This is a genomic window from Sphingomonas sp. SFZ2018-12 (assembly GCF_022496715.1).
Lineage (GTDB): Bacteria > Pseudomonadota > Alphaproteobacteria > Sphingomonadales > Sphingomonadaceae > Sphingomonas.
The window spans coordinates 774148-788148 of record NZ_WTFM01000002.1 but is presented as its reverse complement, the minus strand read 5'-3'; the positions used below and the strand labels follow the sequence as shown (position 1 = coordinate 788148).

Below are 14001 nucleotides of genomic sequence, written 5' to 3'. Positions count from 1 at the left end.
GCAATCGGAGCAGGTGCGCGTCACGCCGCCTCCCCCAGCCCGATGAGGTCGAACAGCGTCGGCGTCCCGGCCGCGCGCTCGGCATCGGCCAGATAGCGGCATGCGAACTCGAAATAGTCGGGGTTGAGCTCAGAGCCGCATCCGCGACGGCCCTTCTCGATCGCGCGCAGCGGCACGGTGCCGAGCCCGGCAAAGGGGTCGAACACCGTTTCGCCCTTCATGCTGAACCGGTCGATCAATCGGTCGACGATGTCGAACTGCAGCGGGCAGACGTGCTTCTCCGCCCCCTTGCGCGCCTGCTCGGCGTTAAGGGTGCGCATCCGCACTACATCGTCCCATGTGTCCGGCCGATGCGCGCCGGGCGCCAAGCTCATGAACGTGCGGGGCAGGTGACCGCGGCCGTCATTTGCCGGCCGAGCCTCGATCGTCTCGCCGATGGCGACATGCGCCTCGTGATCATAGATCAGGTCGCGGGTTTCGACCGTGAACTGCTTGGCCAGCGGCCCGACCGGCATTTGAGCGAACGCGTCGATGCGCGCGCGCAGCTCGCCCGGTGTCGCCAGCCGATTGCCCGACGATCGCCAGAAGGCGTGCGCGTCGATCTGCCACCGCGCCAGGCTGTAATCCGCCGCATCTTTCGCCACCGGCCGGTCGGCATATCCGCGACTGCGGTCGCTCTGCGGCCGGCGCAGCAGTAGGATATACTCCGGCGACCCGACCCCCATCTTCGTGCCGTCCTTCAGCATCTCGCTGTAGGACAGCCGATAGGTCTGGTTATTCTCGCGCACGACGTCGGTGTTGACGTGGATCAGCCCCAGATACTGGAAGCCGTGCGCCAGGTAATGGAAGATGCACTTGGCGTGGAACGGGTTGACCGTCGGCACGCCTTCGCCGGTGACCGAGCCGAACAGGATCCTGTCCTTTACGTGCACCGCAGCGATCCGGCCGGGCGCCAGCACCCGAAACAGGTTCGGGGTCAGGTGATCCATCTGCGCGAAGAAATGCGCGTCGTCGTCGGTATGCCCGAAATCGTTATAGCTCGGCGTGTATTCGTAATGGTTGGAAAAGGGGATCGAGGTGACGATCAGGTCAACGCTCGCCTCGTCCATCAACGCCGCCTCGGCGACGCAATCATTGTGGGCGAGAGTCCAGCCGTCACCCTGCACCAGCCGCCGCTCGCACCCGATCGACCGCTTCAGCCCGGCCAGCGCGACTTCGTGCTGCAAGCCATAGCGGCGGATGATGTCCGACATGCGTTCTGCCAGCTCGTCGTGGCGCGCCCACTTGTGCTGCAGGTCACGGACGACCTCGGTCTCGGTTTCGGCATGGATGATGTCGATCTCGACCGGGTGCGGCTGCTGGAACCGCTGGAGGCGGTGGATTGCCTGGATGAAGTCGTTGAACTTGAACCCGATGCCGACGAACACCGCGCGATGGCAATGCCGCTGCAGGTTGGTTCCGGAGCCGAGCATCACCGGCTTGGCGGCGAGCAGCCGCGTCATGCCCTCGGCAAAGCGCGCGATGATGCCTTCGCGCTGATCCAGGTCCTGCGCGCCATAGACGCTCTCGACGCCGGGGAACGTCGCCTCGATCGCGCGGCGCTCATCCTCCAGATCGTGCCAGAGAACGAAATGATCGGCGGGCGCGTCGGCGACAATTTCTGCCGCCTTCTGCACCCGGCCGCACATCGTCTCGCGCTTCTCGCGCGCGGCCTCAGTAATCCCCATCGCCGCATCGCGGATCAGCCTGCCCTGCCCGTTGCTCTCCACGCCAGCCGCGCCGATATCGGCATGGACGGCGTGCCAACGCACCGTGATCGGCGGCAGGTCATAGCCCTCGTCGCTGAACCCCAGGTCGCTCGGGCGCTGCAGGAACACCGCCCAGCTGTTCAGCCAAAGCCAGAACTCCTCTTCCTTGTGCGGATAGAGGGTCAGGTCGTTCGCTTTCTCGCTATTCCGCTGGAAGAACCGCGTCAGCGCCTGCCCGGTATCCATGACGCCCAGGAAGCCGGCATAGTGGATCAGTTCCTTGTAGCGGTTGGGCGACGGCGTGGCGGTGGCGACGAACCGATAGGGCACCGATTCGAACAGCGGCAGGAACGTCTGATAGGTCTTCGATCCATAACTGCGCAGGACGCTGGCTTCGTCCAGGCTGACGACATTGAAGCGGCTCACGTCGATCTTGCCGTCGCGCACGCTTTCGTAATTGGTCAGGTGTAGGCCGGCCACGTCGCCGATCGCGTCGATCTCCGCATCCGACTTGACGAAATGCAGCTTGATCCCCAGCAGGTCGGCATCGCGCATGAACTCGCGGCGCACGCCCAGCGGCGCGACGATCAGGCCCATGTTCGGGCGGAAAAAGTCGGTCGGGCTATCGAGCGTCGCCTCGATCTTGTCGAGCGTGATGTCGACGATCAGCAGCTGCTGGATCGACTTGCCCAGCCCGAACGCCTCGAACAGCGCGCGCCGGCCGCCCTCGACCGCCCACTGGACGATGTGACGCTGATGATCCTTCAACGGCCGGCCGTCGCGCAGGTGCGTCGGTACGTCGTCGAGCGAGCACGGGAAACCCGCGCGCTGCGCGCTCGGGATCTTCGCTTCCAGGAAGGCGCGATAGCTGTCGGCGCCGGCGGCCGTGAAGGGTACGGTCGCCATCTCAATGCCTCAGGAATTCGACGACGCGCTGCATCGACGTGCAGATCGCGCAGGTGGCACAGCAGTCGGTGGCGTCGGTCTGCGCGGGGCAGATCACATGGGCGCTGTCCTCCGGTCCCTCGATCACCAGCGCACCGAACCCGCCCGCGTCCGAGCCGCTGAACCGGATGCGACACCGGTCGGGACGCTCCAGGTTCAGGTCGATGACCGCCAGCCCGATCGCGGTCTCCGGGTCGCGCGCGGTGTAGCCGAACACGCGAAGCGCCGGCAGTTCGGCGAACGCGCGATGCCACAGATCGACATAGGGCTCGGAATAGAAGTCGCCGAGGATGTGGAGCCGCACGACAAAGCCGCGCGGGTGGCGGGCGTTCATGGTGACGAGCTCGTCCCACAGCTTGCGCTCGAACGCCGCACCGGCGATGTGGCGGCGCGCGAACGGCATGTTGTTGCCGTAGCATGACGCCCACTGGTCGCAGCTGCGCGGGCACGTTGCGCGCTCTTCCAGCGTCAGGGTATAGATCGGCATGCCCTTCCACGCGCCGCGCGTGAACCGCTTGCCGATCTTGCGCTGATTGACGCCGCTGATCAGCAGCCGGGGCGACCGGCCGGCGGGAACGACCGTAGACGGGAACAGCGTGCGCCCTTCCGCCACGGCCGGATGCGCGGGATGCAGCACGACACCCCGACCGCGGCCGCTGATTTTCGGAATGCGGTGCTGCGATCCGCCCGACGGGATCGACCGCGGCTTGTAGATGCGCTTCGAACGCACGTTTTCGTCCGCTGAACTCGCCATCGCGAGCCCAGCGCCTTCGCTTCCAACCATGTTACCTCACTTGCCCGGGGCTGCCGGGCGCTCAGTCCCTCAACCCGCTTCGCCGATCTCGGACAGCACAGCCGCCAGATGGCGGGCACGCCGCTTCAATCGCGCATCTTCGATATGATCGATCTTCCCATCGCGGCGTGCCTCGCACACCTCCCCGACCAGGCCCGCCGAATCGGCGGCAATGGCATCCCAGTTCGTTTCGATCGCCTCGAACGGCACCAGCCGGAACCCGCCCGGCTCGCTCATCATGTTGATCGCTTCCGCCGGCAGGAACCGGCGCAGCGCCAGCACCGCGTGGAACGGCATCGCCGCCCCACCCGCCCAGCTTTTCAGCGTGCTCTCCGGGATGCCCGACGCCACCGACAATGCGGCGCGCGTGGTGAACAACCCCGGCCCGACGAACATCGCGAACATCGCCACCTGGCGATCCGCGACATCCTGCGCGATGCGGCTATCAGCGGACATGATGACGCGCTCCCTCGTGCGTATGACGATCGGCATGGATGCGAAACGACCTCATGCTGCTGCCTCGACGCCCGCGGGGTATATGTCCGGCCGGAGCTCGCTGCGCGAAATGCCGGTCGCCGCCTCGACGCGCAGAACATACTCGGCAGGCAGAATGCCCCTGCCCTTGTTCAGCCAACCCCAAACCGTCGGTTGCCGGACGCCGCAGATACGCGCCAATTCCGACTGGTTGCCGTCCAGCGCGGCTAGCGCCCGCTTCAGTGCGTTGTTCTCCATGACCCGATGCATATAGTGCAGGCTATATATGGTCAATAGCCAAACCTGTGTGGCGATTGATAGGCCAGCCTTTAGGTTGCCGGCCATGCATATCGGAGAACGAATCGAGGAGCGGCTCGAAACGCTTGGCATGTCGCAGGCCGAACTGGCGCGTCGGGTCGGCGTGTCGCAGCCGACAATCAACGCGCTGGTGAAGGGCAACAACACGACGTCGAAGCACCTTCATCGCATCGCTGCTGAACTTGAGACGTCGCCAGCCTGGCTCGCGGGCGAAACCGACGACATTGCGCCGATCGCGTTTGCGCCCTCGGCGCTCGCTGCACTGGCCGACAAGCTCGACCTCGAAATGGTCCCGGAGCTGGAGATCGGGTTCAGCATGGGCGCCGGGTCAGTGTTCGAAAGCTACGTTCAGCAGGGCATCGTGCCCTTCTCGCGCAACTGGCTCCGCGGCATGGCGAAAGGGGCGCTGTCCGAGCTGTTTGTCGCACGCGGAGAGGGCGATTCGATGCAGCCCACAATCCTAGATGGCGACCTGGTGCTGATCGACACCGCTCAGCGTGATGTGCGGCAACAGGATCGCATCTGGGCGGTGAGCTACGGCGATCTGGGGATGATCAAGCGCGTGCGTCGCCTCCCGGAGGGCAGCTATCGCTTGATGTCAGACAACCCTGCGGTCTCGGCGATCGATGCCGACGACGACGAAATGCACGTGGTAGGAAGGGTCGTATGGATAGGCCGGCGCATCTGATCGTCCTTGCAGCGGCGGTGCTGTCCGCATGTGGCGAAAACCCGGCGATCAGACAGGCGAAGAAAGCGGTCACCGCCGCGATGCGCGACCCGGAGTCGGCGCGCTTTACGGATGTCCGGATGTGCGGCCGAAGCAATGTCGTCACCGGAAAGGTAAACGGGCGCAACGCGTTCGGCGGCTATACCGGTGCCCAGGATTTCTATTTCGGCGAAGGCGGCGTTGCTTTTCAAGGCTCTCCGGACATGGCCGAAAGTCAGCGATGGATCAGGCTGTCCGCCATGTGCACGTCAGCGGACAACCAGGCAGCTGACAAGGCGCGATAGCCTGAACGATAGCCGACTATAATTTGGACTATTGACAGGCTAAAGGCTTGGCTATAGCTCTCCCTCATCACCTGACCTGCCGGCCAGCCGGCACGCGAGACGGTGCGATGGGAGGCTATCTTGCAACACGACATCATCACCGCTGACCCGGATATCGCCCAGGCGATTGAGGACCTTCGCGCGGTCGGCGCGGCGCTGCGGCGCAATTCCGCGCTGCTGCTGACCCTGCCGGAAGGTTCTGTCGAGCACCGCGCCGAACGCGCGCTGGTCCTGGAACTGCAATCCCGCATCGATTTGCGCGCCGGCCGGCTGGGCATCAGCGGTGCCGCGCTGACCGAATTGATCAATGACGATCTGAACGATCGGGCCCGGCGCGGCCGGGGCAAGCCGTCGCGCCCGACATCGCGCACGCTGATGGACGCCGTCATGAATGCCCAGGCGCGCGAGGCCGACGCGCATCGCGCGCTCAGCGCGGCGCAGATCGAGGTCAAGGCCGCGACTGAGGCACGCCGCGCGGCCGAAGAGGCGTATCGCGTCTATGCGCAGGGGCGGCAGGCATGAGCGCCGCTGATAATCCGCGCGAGGTCGCGCTGCGCCTTGTCGAGGCGAGCGGCGATCTTCTGGAAGCGTGCAAGTGCCTCGACGCTTTCTGGTCGGAGGACGGTTCTACGCCGAACGACCCGCACTGGTCGCCGGAAATGAAAGACGTTTGGCAGAAAATCCGCGCCGCCGTCGCAAAAGCTGAAGGCCGGCAGGCGTGAGCCGCGCCGTCTTCCCCCGCACCCCGCCGAGCACGCTGGAAACGCGCGAGCGCTGGGGGCGCGTGCATGTCGAGGGCGATCAGCGCGCCCCGTTCTTCTACCCGCGCCCGGCCGAGTTTCCGCCCCGCGCGCGCAGCTTCTGGAAATTCCTGTGACCGGCCGCCTGTCCCGCGCCGAGATCGACCAGGCGCTGCGCAGCGGCCCGCGCATCACGCCGTCCCGGCATGATCCCTGGACCGGCCGTCGCCAGCCCGGCGCGCGCTTCACCGATTCCCAGCTGCTCAAGATCACCGATGAAGGGCGCAACCCGCGCACCATCGAGGCGGTCGACATTCCCCTGATGGAGGAGGATCGGCGCGTCGTCGTGGCAACCGCCACCTGCCCTGTCCTGGCGCGCTCGCGCAACGGCCGGCGAATGCTGATCGTCGCGCCGGCCGGCGACAAGATGTGGATCAACGCGCGATGAGGGGCATGCCGATGCTCGCCGGCTGTGCCGTGCTCGGTTGCGCCTGGGCGGCGGGCCAGGGCGATCGTTTCGCCTTCCTTCTCTTCGTGGTGTTTGCCGCGGCGTTCCTGACGCTGTGGCTGCATCGCCGCCGTTCTCCCGGTGGCCTCGACCGCCCGCCAGCGGTGCCGGGCCCGCGCGTTTTGCAAGCACGCGCGGGCGCTCCCTCCAATGCCCCGGCTTACGAGGCCGGCCGGGTGCCCTCTCAGGATCAACGGCCATGAACGCCGCCACCAAGTTCGATCACGTCGCGGATCGCCTGATCAAGATGAGCGAGGTCGAGTTCATCACCGGCCTCAGCCGGCCGACCATCTATCGCCGCATGCGCGACGGCCAGTTCCCGCTCGGCATCAAGCCCGGCGGGGCCGAGACGCGCTGGCTCGAAAGCGAAGTGCGCGACTGGCTCGCGAAGACCCTGACCAAACGCACGATTGGACCAGCCAATGACTGATGTTCAGCAAGGCCCCGCCGCTCTCGCTGCAAAGGTGCATGCCGCCGCAGCGCATGAAGCGGCGAAGCGCGCGGCGTTTGCCGAGGCGCGCAAGCAGCTCGCCGAAGCCGAGGATGCGCACGACGCCGCCCGCGCGCGCTTCGACGAAAGCCTGAAGGCGACCTACGGCATGCCTGACTTCATCCCATCGCCCCGACTTTCGCCGCGGCAGCATCGGCTCGTCGGCGGGATGCCCAGCGAGACGGCGTGGCGGGTGTTCCTCGCGTTGCTGTGGGGCAGCCTGTTGGCTGGCCTGGTCGCGCTCATCGTCGCAGCCGGCCTGATCCTGTGAGGTCCGCCCGCATCGAAGGCGCGGCCGTGCCGCTCGGCAAGCCCGCCAACTGGGATGATGACCAGATGGGCCATTGCGGCACGCTCTGGGTTCGCCCCGATGTCGAATCCGGCGTGCACTTCATGCGCTCCGCCTGGGACGTCGAGGCGCACGACGCCGGCTATCTGCTTGCCGGGGCAAAGGTCGAACTGGGCATCGCCGGCTCGACGCATCCGGTCGTCAACCTGCGCCTCGGACCGCTGCCCGACACGTTCGAACCGCCGCTGACCGTCACGCGCGAGCGCCGCACCGACGGCGAGCCGGTCGTCTGCGTCCGCATGTTCTTCGCTCAGGGCATCATCCTGGCGCGCGCCCGGGCGATGGGCAGCGGGATCGGCTCGGCCGTCGCCGACGCCATCGACGAAATCGAGCGGCTCGGCCGCGAACAGGGGTGGATAACCGAATGAGCATTCCCGAATACCCGCTGCAATGGCCGGACGCCGTGCCGCGCACAGCTCAGCGTGTGCAGTCGCAGTTCAAAACGACGCTGCACCAGGCGCTCGCCAACGTGGACAAAGCCTTGCGCGCGTTCGCGAAGGACAGCGGCAAGCAGGTGACTGGTATCGTGCTGTCCAGCAACGTCGGTGGCCTGTCGCTCAAGACGCCGGTCGATCCAGGCGTCGCGGCATGGTTCACCTGGGACGGCGAACAGCGCTGCATCGCGGTCGATCGCTACCCCAAGCCCGCCGACAATCTCCAGGCGATCTATCACATCATCGAAGCGCGCCGGACGGAGATGCGCCACGGCGGCCTGCACGTGGTGCGCCAGACCTTTAAGGGCTTCACTGCGCTACCCGCGCCGGACGATCCGTGGAAGCTGCTGGGCCTTGCGCCCGGTGCCAGCGCGGACGCGATCGACAAGGCATATCGCGAGCGTGCAAAGTCGGCGCACCCGGATGCTGGCGGCAGTGCTGACGCGATGGCGCGGCTGAGCTGGGCGCGGGATACAGCGAAGGGGGCAAGCTGATGCGCCCAGACCCGCACGAAGGCCCCAAATGGCCGCTCAACGCTCGCGCGGCTTTCATCATCACCGGCGCCGCCATGCTGTGGCTGCTGATCATCGCGGCCGTCTGCTGCTGATCCCGAAAGGAACCTGCCGAAATGTCTGACGGCACCAAGATCGAATGGACCGACGCGACCGTGAATGCGGTCAACGGCTGCAGCGTGCTCTCGCCCGGCTGCACCAATTGCTACGCGATGCGAAGCGGCGGTCGGAACCTGCCGCATCATCCGGCAACGGGGCTGACGCAGCCGAGCAAGGCGGGGCATGTGTGGACCGGCGAGGTGCGGCTGAACGAAACGCAGATGCTGCAGCCCCTGAAATGGCGCAAGCCGCGCCGCATCTTCTGGAACGCGCATGGCGACCTGTTCCACGAGAATGTGCCGGATGAGTGGATCGACCGGGTGTTCGCGGTCTGCGCGCTGACGCCGCACCACACGCACCAGATCCTGACGAAGCGGTCGGACCGGATGCGGCGCTACATCACCGATCGTGCTCGGATGGACTGGCTGAACGCCGAAATCGAGCAGATCGGGCTGGTGGCGAACCTTCCGACCAATTGCGTGTGCCGGTGCGATCGGGATGACGGTGACATCAAATGGCCGCTCGCCAACGTCTGGCTTGGTGTGTCGGTCGAGGACCAGCAGCGGGCGAATGAGCGCATTCCCGACCTGCTGGCGACGCCGGCGGCAGTGCGCTGGATCAGCGCGGAGCCGCTGCTTGGTCCGATCGATCTTGGCGTGTTGCAATCCGGCCTTCCGGTGAACGCCTGGCTTACATGGCTAGACGGTCTCGACTGGGTTGTCGTCGGTGGCGAGAGCGGGCCGGGCGCGCGGCCGATGCTTCCCGACTGGGCGCGTGCCCTGCGCGATCAGTGCGCGGCGGTGGGCGTGCCGTTCTTTTTCAAGCAATGGGGATCGTGCCTCCCCGGCAACATGGACGGCGAGGACGAAAACGGCCGTCCCGCCTATGAAATCGAAGAAGAGCATTGCGAGGTGGACTATGATGACCTGGGCCGGGGCAAACTCATCCAGGCCCACGGCCGCGAGTTCATTTGCTTCGGGCACAAGCATACCGGACGCCGCCTCGATGGCGTCCGGCATGACGGGTATCCGGCGTGACCCTCCTCATCCTCGCCACCGTCAGCTTCGTGCAGGTCTTCGCACTCGGCTTCCAGAGCCGCAACGTCAACCACGGCAACTACGGCTGGGCGGCGGCGACATCATTCTTCATCGGCCTGTCGCAGGCCGCCGTCTGGCGCCGGATCACCGGCCCCGAATCGGGCGCGATCGAGGCTTTTGTCTATGCAGGATCTGGCTCGGTGGCGATCGTCTGTGCCATGGCCGTGCACCAGCGCTTTCTCGGAAAAAAGAACGCCTAATATACCTCAGCTCTGACGTGCTCCAGTTGGACCGCACCCTTTTGGAGGAGTGCAACATGTCCAAGCTGTCCCACCCGCTCTCGCGCCGCACGCGGTTGAAGCGCATCGATCGCGCCCAGTTCTGCGAAATCGCGATCATCGCGTCCGACCTGATCAGTCCCGATACGGCAGCCCCATCAGCTCCGCCGCCCCCGGCCGCCCCACCATTAGCAGGTCCGCCCACTCCTGCGCGATCTGCCGGCGACGCTCCATGAATGCGGCGCGGTTATACGCGCTCTCGACCTTGTCCTTCGGCACGTGCGCCAGCATCAGGTCGATCACCGCCCGGTCGTCCGGCCGGCCGATCTGCTTGGCGCGCTCGTTCATGATCGTGCTGAACGCCGCGCGCCAGCCGTGCGGCACATGCCGGCCGTGATAGCCGGCGCGGTTGAGCAGATAGCCGATCGCGTTCTCGCTCATCGGCTGGTGCCCGTGCCGCATGTTCGGAAACACCAGCGGCAGCCGGCCGGTGACGCTGCGCATCGCCATCAGCAGGTCGACCGCCTGGTGCGAGAGCGGCACCAGGTGATCGCCGCCATCCTCGCCCTTGCGCGCCAGCGTTCCCTTCATCCGCGCCGCCGGGATGCGCCAGATCGGACGGAAGGGCCCGAACCGCTGGCCGGTCCAGTCGACGTCTTCGAATTCGTCCCACCGCGCGCCGCGCAGCTCGCCCGGGCGGACGGCGGTCAGCGCGAGCAGGCGCAGGCCCAGCTTGGTGACGATGTGGGAAGGGGTCGATTCGGCGCGCGCCAGCACCTCGCGTGCGCCCGCCAGGTCGGTGACCGCCGGCTGGCGCTTGGCGGGCGGCTTGTGGCGCAGCGCCTTGCGCAGCGGCGCGGCGGGATCATTCTCGCACAGCCCGGTGGCGACGCCATAGGCGAACACGCCGGACACGCGCTGGCGAATGCGCTTCGCGGTCTCGATCGATCCGCGGTTCTCGATACCTTCGAGCACCTTCAGCACGCGCTGAGCGGAGATACGGGCGATGGGCTCATCGCCGAAGTGCGGGAAGATGTCGCGCTCGAGCGACCGGATGACGTCGTCGGCATGGCGCTCGGCCCATCGATCGACGTTCTTCGCGTACCATTCGCGGGCGACTTGCTCGAATGTGGTGCCTTGCTCGAGCCGATGGCGCTCGGCGGCCTGCCGCTTGGTCTCCGCCGGATCCTGTCCGGCCAGCAACAGCCGCTTCGCCTCGTCGCGCCGCTCGCGCGCCATCGTCAGCGTGACGACCGGATAGGCGCCGAACGCCAGCGTCTTCTGCTTGCCCGCGAACCGGTAGTTCATCCGCCAGAGCTTCGTGCCCTTGCGCGTCACCATCAGGTAGAGCTGCCCGCTGTCGGCCAGCTTATAGTCGCGGTCGAGCGGCTTGGCCGCCTTCACCTTCGCGTCGTTGAGCGCCACCATATCCCCCGATACCATACGCTCCGGCACGATACCATGTCCGATGCCATGCCAGCGGTGAGACAGGGAGAGACGCGCCGAAATCCCCCGTCAGGCAAAATGCCCGGAAAACGAGCGGATGCAATACGGCTGGAGCCGGTAAGAGATGGCTGGATATGGTATTTTGGCGGAGACGGAGGGATTCGAACCCTCGGTAGGAGTAATCCCCCTACGGCGGTTTAGCAAACCGCTGGTTTCAGCCACTCACCCACGTCTCCGAGCGCTGGAGCGCGCGCTATAGCCGGGCGATGGTCGACAGGCAACTGGCGATGGCGGAGATCGCACGTCCCCGGCGGTGAACCCCGATCGGCGGCGTTCGGCGCGAATTCGACTCGGACCACCGCGCGTTCATTGCCGGTCAAGGTGTGGCACCGGTAAGATGAGACGTGGCTTTGCGCTTTCAAGCGGGGATGATCGAGATGCGGACGTCATGGCTGATCTGGATGGGTATCGCCCTGGCGATGGCAACGCCTGCGCATGCGCAGATGCGGACCGTCGACCCAAATGACGTGATCGACGGCGATCTCGACGGATCGCGGGCGCTGCCGCCGCGATCGGCCCCCGCGCCCGCCACGCCCGCACCGGTCGAAAGTCCGCCGCCGGCCGCAGGGACGGGTCTGCCCGCACCCGACACATCAGTATCTGGCGCGGCGCCCGCCGGCTCGACCCTTGCCTCGCCGACCGCGACGGCATCGACCTATCAGCGCGAGGACCTGATCAACGCGGCCGAAGGCGTGTTCGGCAAGGGTGCCGAGGGCCTGGCCGGCATCGTCGAGAACATCCTGCGCGACCAGGGCGAGCCCAATGCCTATATCGCAGGCCGCGAGGTGTCGGGCGCGTTCGTGCTCGGGCTGCGCTACGGATCGGGGCTGATGCAGCACAAGGTCGAGGGCGAGCGCCCGGTCTTCTGGACCGGCCCCTCGGTCGGTTTCGACGTCGGCGGCGACGCGGCAAAGGTCTTCGTGCTCGTCTATAACCTGTATGATTCGCAGGAGCTTTACCGGCGCTATCCTGCCGCCGAGGGGCGGGTCTATTTCGTCGGCGGCTTCGCGGCGACCTATATGCGGCGCGGCGATGTCGTGCTCATCCCGATCCGGCTGGGCGTCGGCTGGCGGCTCGCCGCCAATGTCGGCTATATGAAGTTCAGCGAAAAGAGCCGCCTGCTGCCCTTCTGATCCACGCGCGCAACGCCACGGGCGCGGCCGGGCCGCAGCGGCATCGGGATCAGGCGGCGACCGCCACCGGTTCGGCGCGTTCGGTCGCGGCGATCCAGCCGCCGCCCAGCACCTGGTCGTCCTGATAGAACACCGCCGCTTGGCCGGGGGCGACGCCATATTCGGGGGCATCGAACACCACCCGGTCCGCATCGATCCGGGCGGGCACCGGGCGCGCCATCGATCGCACCTTGACCATGATGTCGGCCTGCACCGCGCGGTCGCCGACGTCGCCGAGCCAGTTGATATCCGTCAGCCGCGCAGCGGCGACCGCGAGCGCGCGTTTGGGGCCGACGACGACTTCGCGCCGCGCGGCATCTACGCGCAGGACGTAGAGCGGTTCGGGCGTCCCGCCGATTTCCAGCCCGCGCCGCTGGCCGACGGTGAAATGGATGATGCCGCGATGCTCGCCGAGCTTGGCCCCGGATTCATCGACGATGTCGCCGCCGGCCTCCGCCTCCGGGCGCAGCTTCTTGACCAGCCGGGCATAGTCGCCGTCGGGCACGAAGCAGATATCCTGACTGTCGGGCTTGGCCGCGACCCCCAGCCCCAGTTCGGCCGCGAGCGCCCGCACGTCGGCCTTGGGCATGCCGCCCAGCGGGAAGCGCAGATAGTCGAGCTGGGCGCGCGTCGTCGCGAACAGGAAATAGCTCTGGTCACGGGCCGGGTCGACCGCGCGGTGCAGCTCAGCGCCACCAGCGCCGACAACGCGCCGGACATAATGGCCGGTCGCCAGGCAATCCGCGCCCAGATCGCGCGCCATACGGAACAGGTCGGTGAACTTGGGCCCCATATTGCATTTGACGCAGGGGATGGGGGTGCGCCCGGCGAGATATTCGTCGGCGAAATCGTCGATCACTGTCTCGCGGAACCGCGATTCGTGGTCGAAGACATAGTGCGGAATGCCCAGCCGGTCGCATACCGCACGCGCGTCACGAATGTCGCGGCCGGCGCAGCAGCTGCCGGCGCGGCCCACCGCCTCGCCGTGATCGTAAAGCTGGAGCGTCACGCCGATCGTCTGCGCACCCGTGCGCGCGGCAAGCGCGGCAACCACCGAACTGTCGACGCCGCCCGACATGGCGACGACGATCCGGCGCGCCGAAGCCGGGCCGCTCAACTGGAAATCATCGATCCACATCCGCGCCAGATAGGCGCTGTCGCCGCCGATGCAAAGCCGGTCGACGGAGCTGCCGCGGGGTCTTTACGGGCGGTTCAGCATTCCCCGGTAAACCCGACCCGATCGAGTCGGAACCGGAAACTGTGCGTTGGATCTAAGTCTTACCCGTTTTGAACGACAGGCGGCGGCCGTGGCATTGCCTACCGAGCTCGCGATTCTGATGGTGGCGGTCGCCAGCCGCCAGGCATCGAGCCCGACCGCGCGCGCGCAGGCGGGGCTCGACCGCAATGGCGGACGTGCCCGCGCGCTGCATCCGCGCACCGGCGCGTTTCATCGCGGCGCGGCGGCAGTCCTAACGATCGGGAAGGAAGTGTAACGGTCCCGTTTACCGCGCCGTTTTAGCGGATGTTCAACCGCTTGGGCGTAGGGTC

At 66.7% G+C, this 14001-nt stretch carries 21 protein-coding genes and 1 tRNA gene; 15 read left to right on the top strand and 7 right to left on the bottom strand.

Annotation, left to right across the window (positions count from 1 at the left end; all coding sequences use genetic code 11):
* Positions 1–20: 20 nt before the first annotated feature.
* The 4 genes from GO308_RS12820 to GO308_RS12805 form a co-directional block, all read right to left on the bottom strand.
* Complete coding sequence (locus GO308_RS12820) at positions 21–2654, bottom strand: DNA methyltransferase (RefSeq protein ID WP_240885695.1); 2634 nt, start codon at positions 2652–2654, stop codon at positions 21–23.
* 1 nt (position 2655) lies between these two features.
* Positions 2656–3447, bottom strand: coding sequence for a hypothetical protein (locus GO308_RS12815; RefSeq protein ID WP_240885694.1), 792 nt, complete (start codon positions 3445–3447; stop codon positions 2656–2658).
* Between the two features lie 69 nt (positions 3448–3516).
* A complete protein-coding gene (locus tag GO308_RS12810) occupies positions 3517–3942 on the bottom strand; it encodes a hypothetical protein (protein WP_240885693.1) in 426 nt (141 codons plus the stop codon).
* Between the two features lie 51 nt (positions 3943–3993).
* Positions 3994–4218 carry a YdaS family helix-turn-helix protein gene (locus GO308_RS12805; protein WP_240885692.1) on the bottom strand — a complete coding sequence of 75 codons (225 nt, stop codon included), beginning with the start codon at positions 4216–4218 and terminating at the stop codon, positions 3994–3996.
* Positions 4219–4303: 85 nt separating this feature from the next.
* On the opposite strand from GO308_RS12805, the gene GO308_RS12800 reads away from it, so the two are divergent.
* The 13 genes from GO308_RS12800 to GO308_RS12740 all read left to right on the top strand — a co-directional run bounded on the left by GO308_RS12800 (position 4304) and on the right by GO308_RS12740 (position 9757).
* Positions 4304–4966, top strand: coding sequence for a S24 family peptidase (locus tag GO308_RS12800; RefSeq protein ID WP_240885691.1), 663 nt, complete (start codon positions 4304–4306; stop codon positions 4964–4966).
* Positions 4945–5289: a hypothetical protein gene (locus tag GO308_RS12795; protein ID WP_240885690.1), complete on the top strand. Its 345-nt coding sequence runs from the start codon at positions 4945–4947 to the stop codon at positions 5287–5289. The genes GO308_RS12800 and GO308_RS12795 overlap by 22 nt, the downstream gene beginning before the upstream one ends.
* 120 nt (positions 5290–5409) lie before the next feature.
* A complete protein-coding gene (locus GO308_RS12790; protein WP_240885689.1) occupies positions 5410–5850 on the top strand; it encodes a hypothetical protein in 441 nt (146 codons plus the stop codon).
* The gene (locus GO308_RS12785; protein ID WP_240885688.1) at positions 5847–6050 is read left to right on the top strand and encodes a hypothetical protein; all 204 of its coding nucleotides are present in this window, start codon (positions 5847–5849) and stop codon (positions 6048–6050) included. Before GO308_RS12790 ends, GO308_RS12785 begins: the two co-directional genes overlap by 4 nt.
* Positions 6047–6205, top strand: a complete 159-nt coding sequence (locus GO308_RS12780; RefSeq protein ID WP_240885686.1) for a hypothetical protein — start codon at positions 6047–6049, stop codon at positions 6203–6205. The genes GO308_RS12785 and GO308_RS12780 overlap by 4 nt, the downstream gene beginning before the upstream one ends.
* Positions 6202–6516, top strand: a complete 315-nt coding sequence (locus GO308_RS12775; RefSeq protein WP_240885685.1) for a hypothetical protein — start codon at positions 6202–6204, stop codon at positions 6514–6516. The genes GO308_RS12780 and GO308_RS12775 overlap by 4 nt, the downstream gene beginning before the upstream one ends.
* Before the next feature lie 5 nt (positions 6517–6521).
* Positions 6522–6779 (top strand): hypothetical protein, encoded by a 258-nt coding sequence (locus GO308_RS12770; RefSeq protein WP_240885683.1) that lies wholly within the window; start codon positions 6522–6524, stop codon positions 6777–6779.
* Positions 6776–7006 carry an AlpA family transcriptional regulator gene (locus GO308_RS12765; RefSeq protein WP_240885682.1) on the top strand — a complete coding sequence of 77 codons (231 nt, stop codon included), beginning with the start codon at positions 6776–6778 and terminating at the stop codon, positions 7004–7006. Before GO308_RS12770 ends, GO308_RS12765 begins: the two co-directional genes overlap by 4 nt.
* A complete protein-coding gene (locus tag GO308_RS12760; protein ID WP_240885680.1) occupies positions 6999–7337 on the top strand; it encodes a hypothetical protein in 339 nt (112 codons plus the stop codon). Before GO308_RS12765 ends, GO308_RS12760 begins: the two co-directional genes overlap by 8 nt.
* Positions 7338–7363: 26 nt before the next feature.
* Positions 7364–7783 (top strand): hypothetical protein, encoded by a 420-nt coding sequence (locus GO308_RS12755; protein WP_240885679.1) that lies wholly within the window; start codon positions 7364–7366, stop codon positions 7781–7783.
* Positions 7780–8343, top strand: coding sequence for a J domain-containing protein (locus tag GO308_RS12750; RefSeq protein WP_240885678.1), 564 nt, complete (start codon positions 7780–7782; stop codon positions 8341–8343). Before GO308_RS12755 ends, GO308_RS12750 begins: the two co-directional genes overlap by 4 nt.
* A gap of 134 nt (positions 8344–8477) precedes the next feature.
* Positions 8478–9497, top strand: a complete 1020-nt coding sequence (locus GO308_RS12745) for a phage Gp37/Gp68 family protein (protein ID WP_240885677.1) — start codon at positions 8478–8480, stop codon at positions 9495–9497.
* The gene (locus tag GO308_RS12740; protein WP_240885676.1) at positions 9494–9757 is read left to right on the top strand and encodes a hypothetical protein; all 264 of its coding nucleotides are present in this window, start codon (positions 9494–9496) and stop codon (positions 9755–9757) included. The genes GO308_RS12745 and GO308_RS12740 overlap by 4 nt, the downstream gene beginning before the upstream one ends.
* A 153-nt stretch (positions 9758–9910) precedes the next feature.
* Here GO308_RS12740 and GO308_RS12735 read toward each other — a convergent pair whose 3' ends face one another.
* Both GO308_RS12735 and GO308_RS12730 read right to left on the bottom strand, forming a co-directional pair.
* Entirely contained in the window at positions 9911–11218 is a 1308-nt protein-coding gene (locus GO308_RS12735) for an integrase arm-type DNA-binding domain-containing protein (protein ID WP_240885675.1), read from the bottom strand.
* A gap of 146 nt (positions 11219–11364) precedes the next feature.
* Positions 11365–11457, bottom strand: a tRNA-Ser gene (locus tag GO308_RS12730).
* A 201-nt stretch (positions 11458–11658) separates the two neighbouring features.
* Here GO308_RS12730 and GO308_RS12725 point away from each other — a divergent pair.
* The gene (locus tag GO308_RS12725; RefSeq protein ID WP_066477098.1) at positions 11659–12414 is read left to right on the top strand and encodes a DUF1134 domain-containing protein; all 756 of its coding nucleotides are present in this window, start codon (positions 11659–11661) and stop codon (positions 12412–12414) included.
* A 49-nt stretch (positions 12415–12463) separates the two neighbouring features.
* Here GO308_RS12725 and mnmA read toward each other — a convergent pair whose 3' ends face one another.
* Positions 12464–13591, bottom strand: coding sequence for a tRNA 2-thiouridine(34) synthase MnmA (mnmA, locus tag GO308_RS12720; protein ID WP_240885674.1), 1128 nt, complete (start codon positions 13589–13591; stop codon positions 12464–12466).
* A gap of 169 nt (positions 13592–13760) precedes the next feature.
* Between mnmA and GO308_RS12715 the strand changes: the two genes are divergently transcribed.
* Positions 13761–13946 carry a hypothetical protein gene (locus GO308_RS12715; RefSeq protein WP_066476942.1) on the top strand — a complete coding sequence of 62 codons (186 nt, stop codon included), beginning with the start codon at positions 13761–13763 and terminating at the stop codon, positions 13944–13946.
* The last annotated feature ends 55 nt before the right edge of the window (positions 13947–14001 follow it).

Bases quoted from the DNA above. Each gene is read 5' to 3' on its own strand.
- GO308_RS12805 (WP_240885692.1), bottom strand. From the start codon at position 4,218: ATGGAGAACAACGCACTGAAGCGGGCGCTAGCCGCGCTGGACGGCAAC.
- GO308_RS12810 (WP_240885693.1), bottom strand. From the start codon at position 3,942: ATGTCCGCTGATAGCCGCATCGCGCAGGATGTCGCGGATCGCCAGGTG.
- mnmA (WP_240885674.1), bottom strand. From the start codon at position 13,591: ATGTGGATCGATGATTTCCAGTTGAGCGGCCCGGCTTCGGCGCGCCGG.
- GO308_RS12770 (WP_240885683.1), top strand. From the start codon at position 6,522: ATGCCGATGCTCGCCGGCTGTGCCGTGCTCGGTTGCGCCTGGGCGGCG.
- GO308_RS12820 (WP_240885695.1), bottom strand. From the start codon at position 2,654: ATGGCGACCGTACCCTTCACGGCCGCCGGCGCCGACAGCTATCGCGCC.
- GO308_RS12815 (WP_240885694.1), bottom strand. From the start codon at position 3,447: ATGGCGAGTTCAGCGGACGAAAACGTGCGTTCGAAGCGCATCTACAAG.
- GO308_RS12745 (WP_240885677.1), top strand. From the start codon at position 8,478: ATGTCTGACGGCACCAAGATCGAATGGACCGACGCGACCGTGAATGCG.
- GO308_RS12750 (WP_240885678.1), top strand. From the start codon at position 7,780: ATGAGCATTCCCGAATACCCGCTGCAATGGCCGGACGCCGTGCCGCGC.
- GO308_RS12760 (WP_240885680.1), top strand. From the start codon at position 6,999: ATGACTGATGTTCAGCAAGGCCCCGCCGCTCTCGCTGCAAAGGTGCAT.
- GO308_RS12725 (WP_066477098.1), top strand. From the start codon at position 11,659: ATGCGGACGTCATGGCTGATCTGGATGGGTATCGCCCTGGCGATGGCA.
- GO308_RS12765 (WP_240885682.1), top strand. From the start codon at position 6,776: ATGAACGCCGCCACCAAGTTCGATCACGTCGCGGATCGCCTGATCAAG.
- GO308_RS12785 (WP_240885688.1), top strand. From the start codon at position 5,847: ATGAGCGCCGCTGATAATCCGCGCGAGGTCGCGCTGCGCCTTGTCGAG.
- GO308_RS12800 (WP_240885691.1), top strand. From the start codon at position 4,304: ATGCATATCGGAGAACGAATCGAGGAGCGGCTCGAAACGCTTGGCATG.
- GO308_RS12735 (WP_240885675.1), bottom strand. From the start codon at position 11,218: ATGGTATCGGGGGATATGGTGGCGCTCAACGACGCGAAGGTGAAGGCG.
- GO308_RS12795 (WP_240885690.1), top strand. From the start codon at position 4,945: ATGGATAGGCCGGCGCATCTGATCGTCCTTGCAGCGGCGGTGCTGTCC.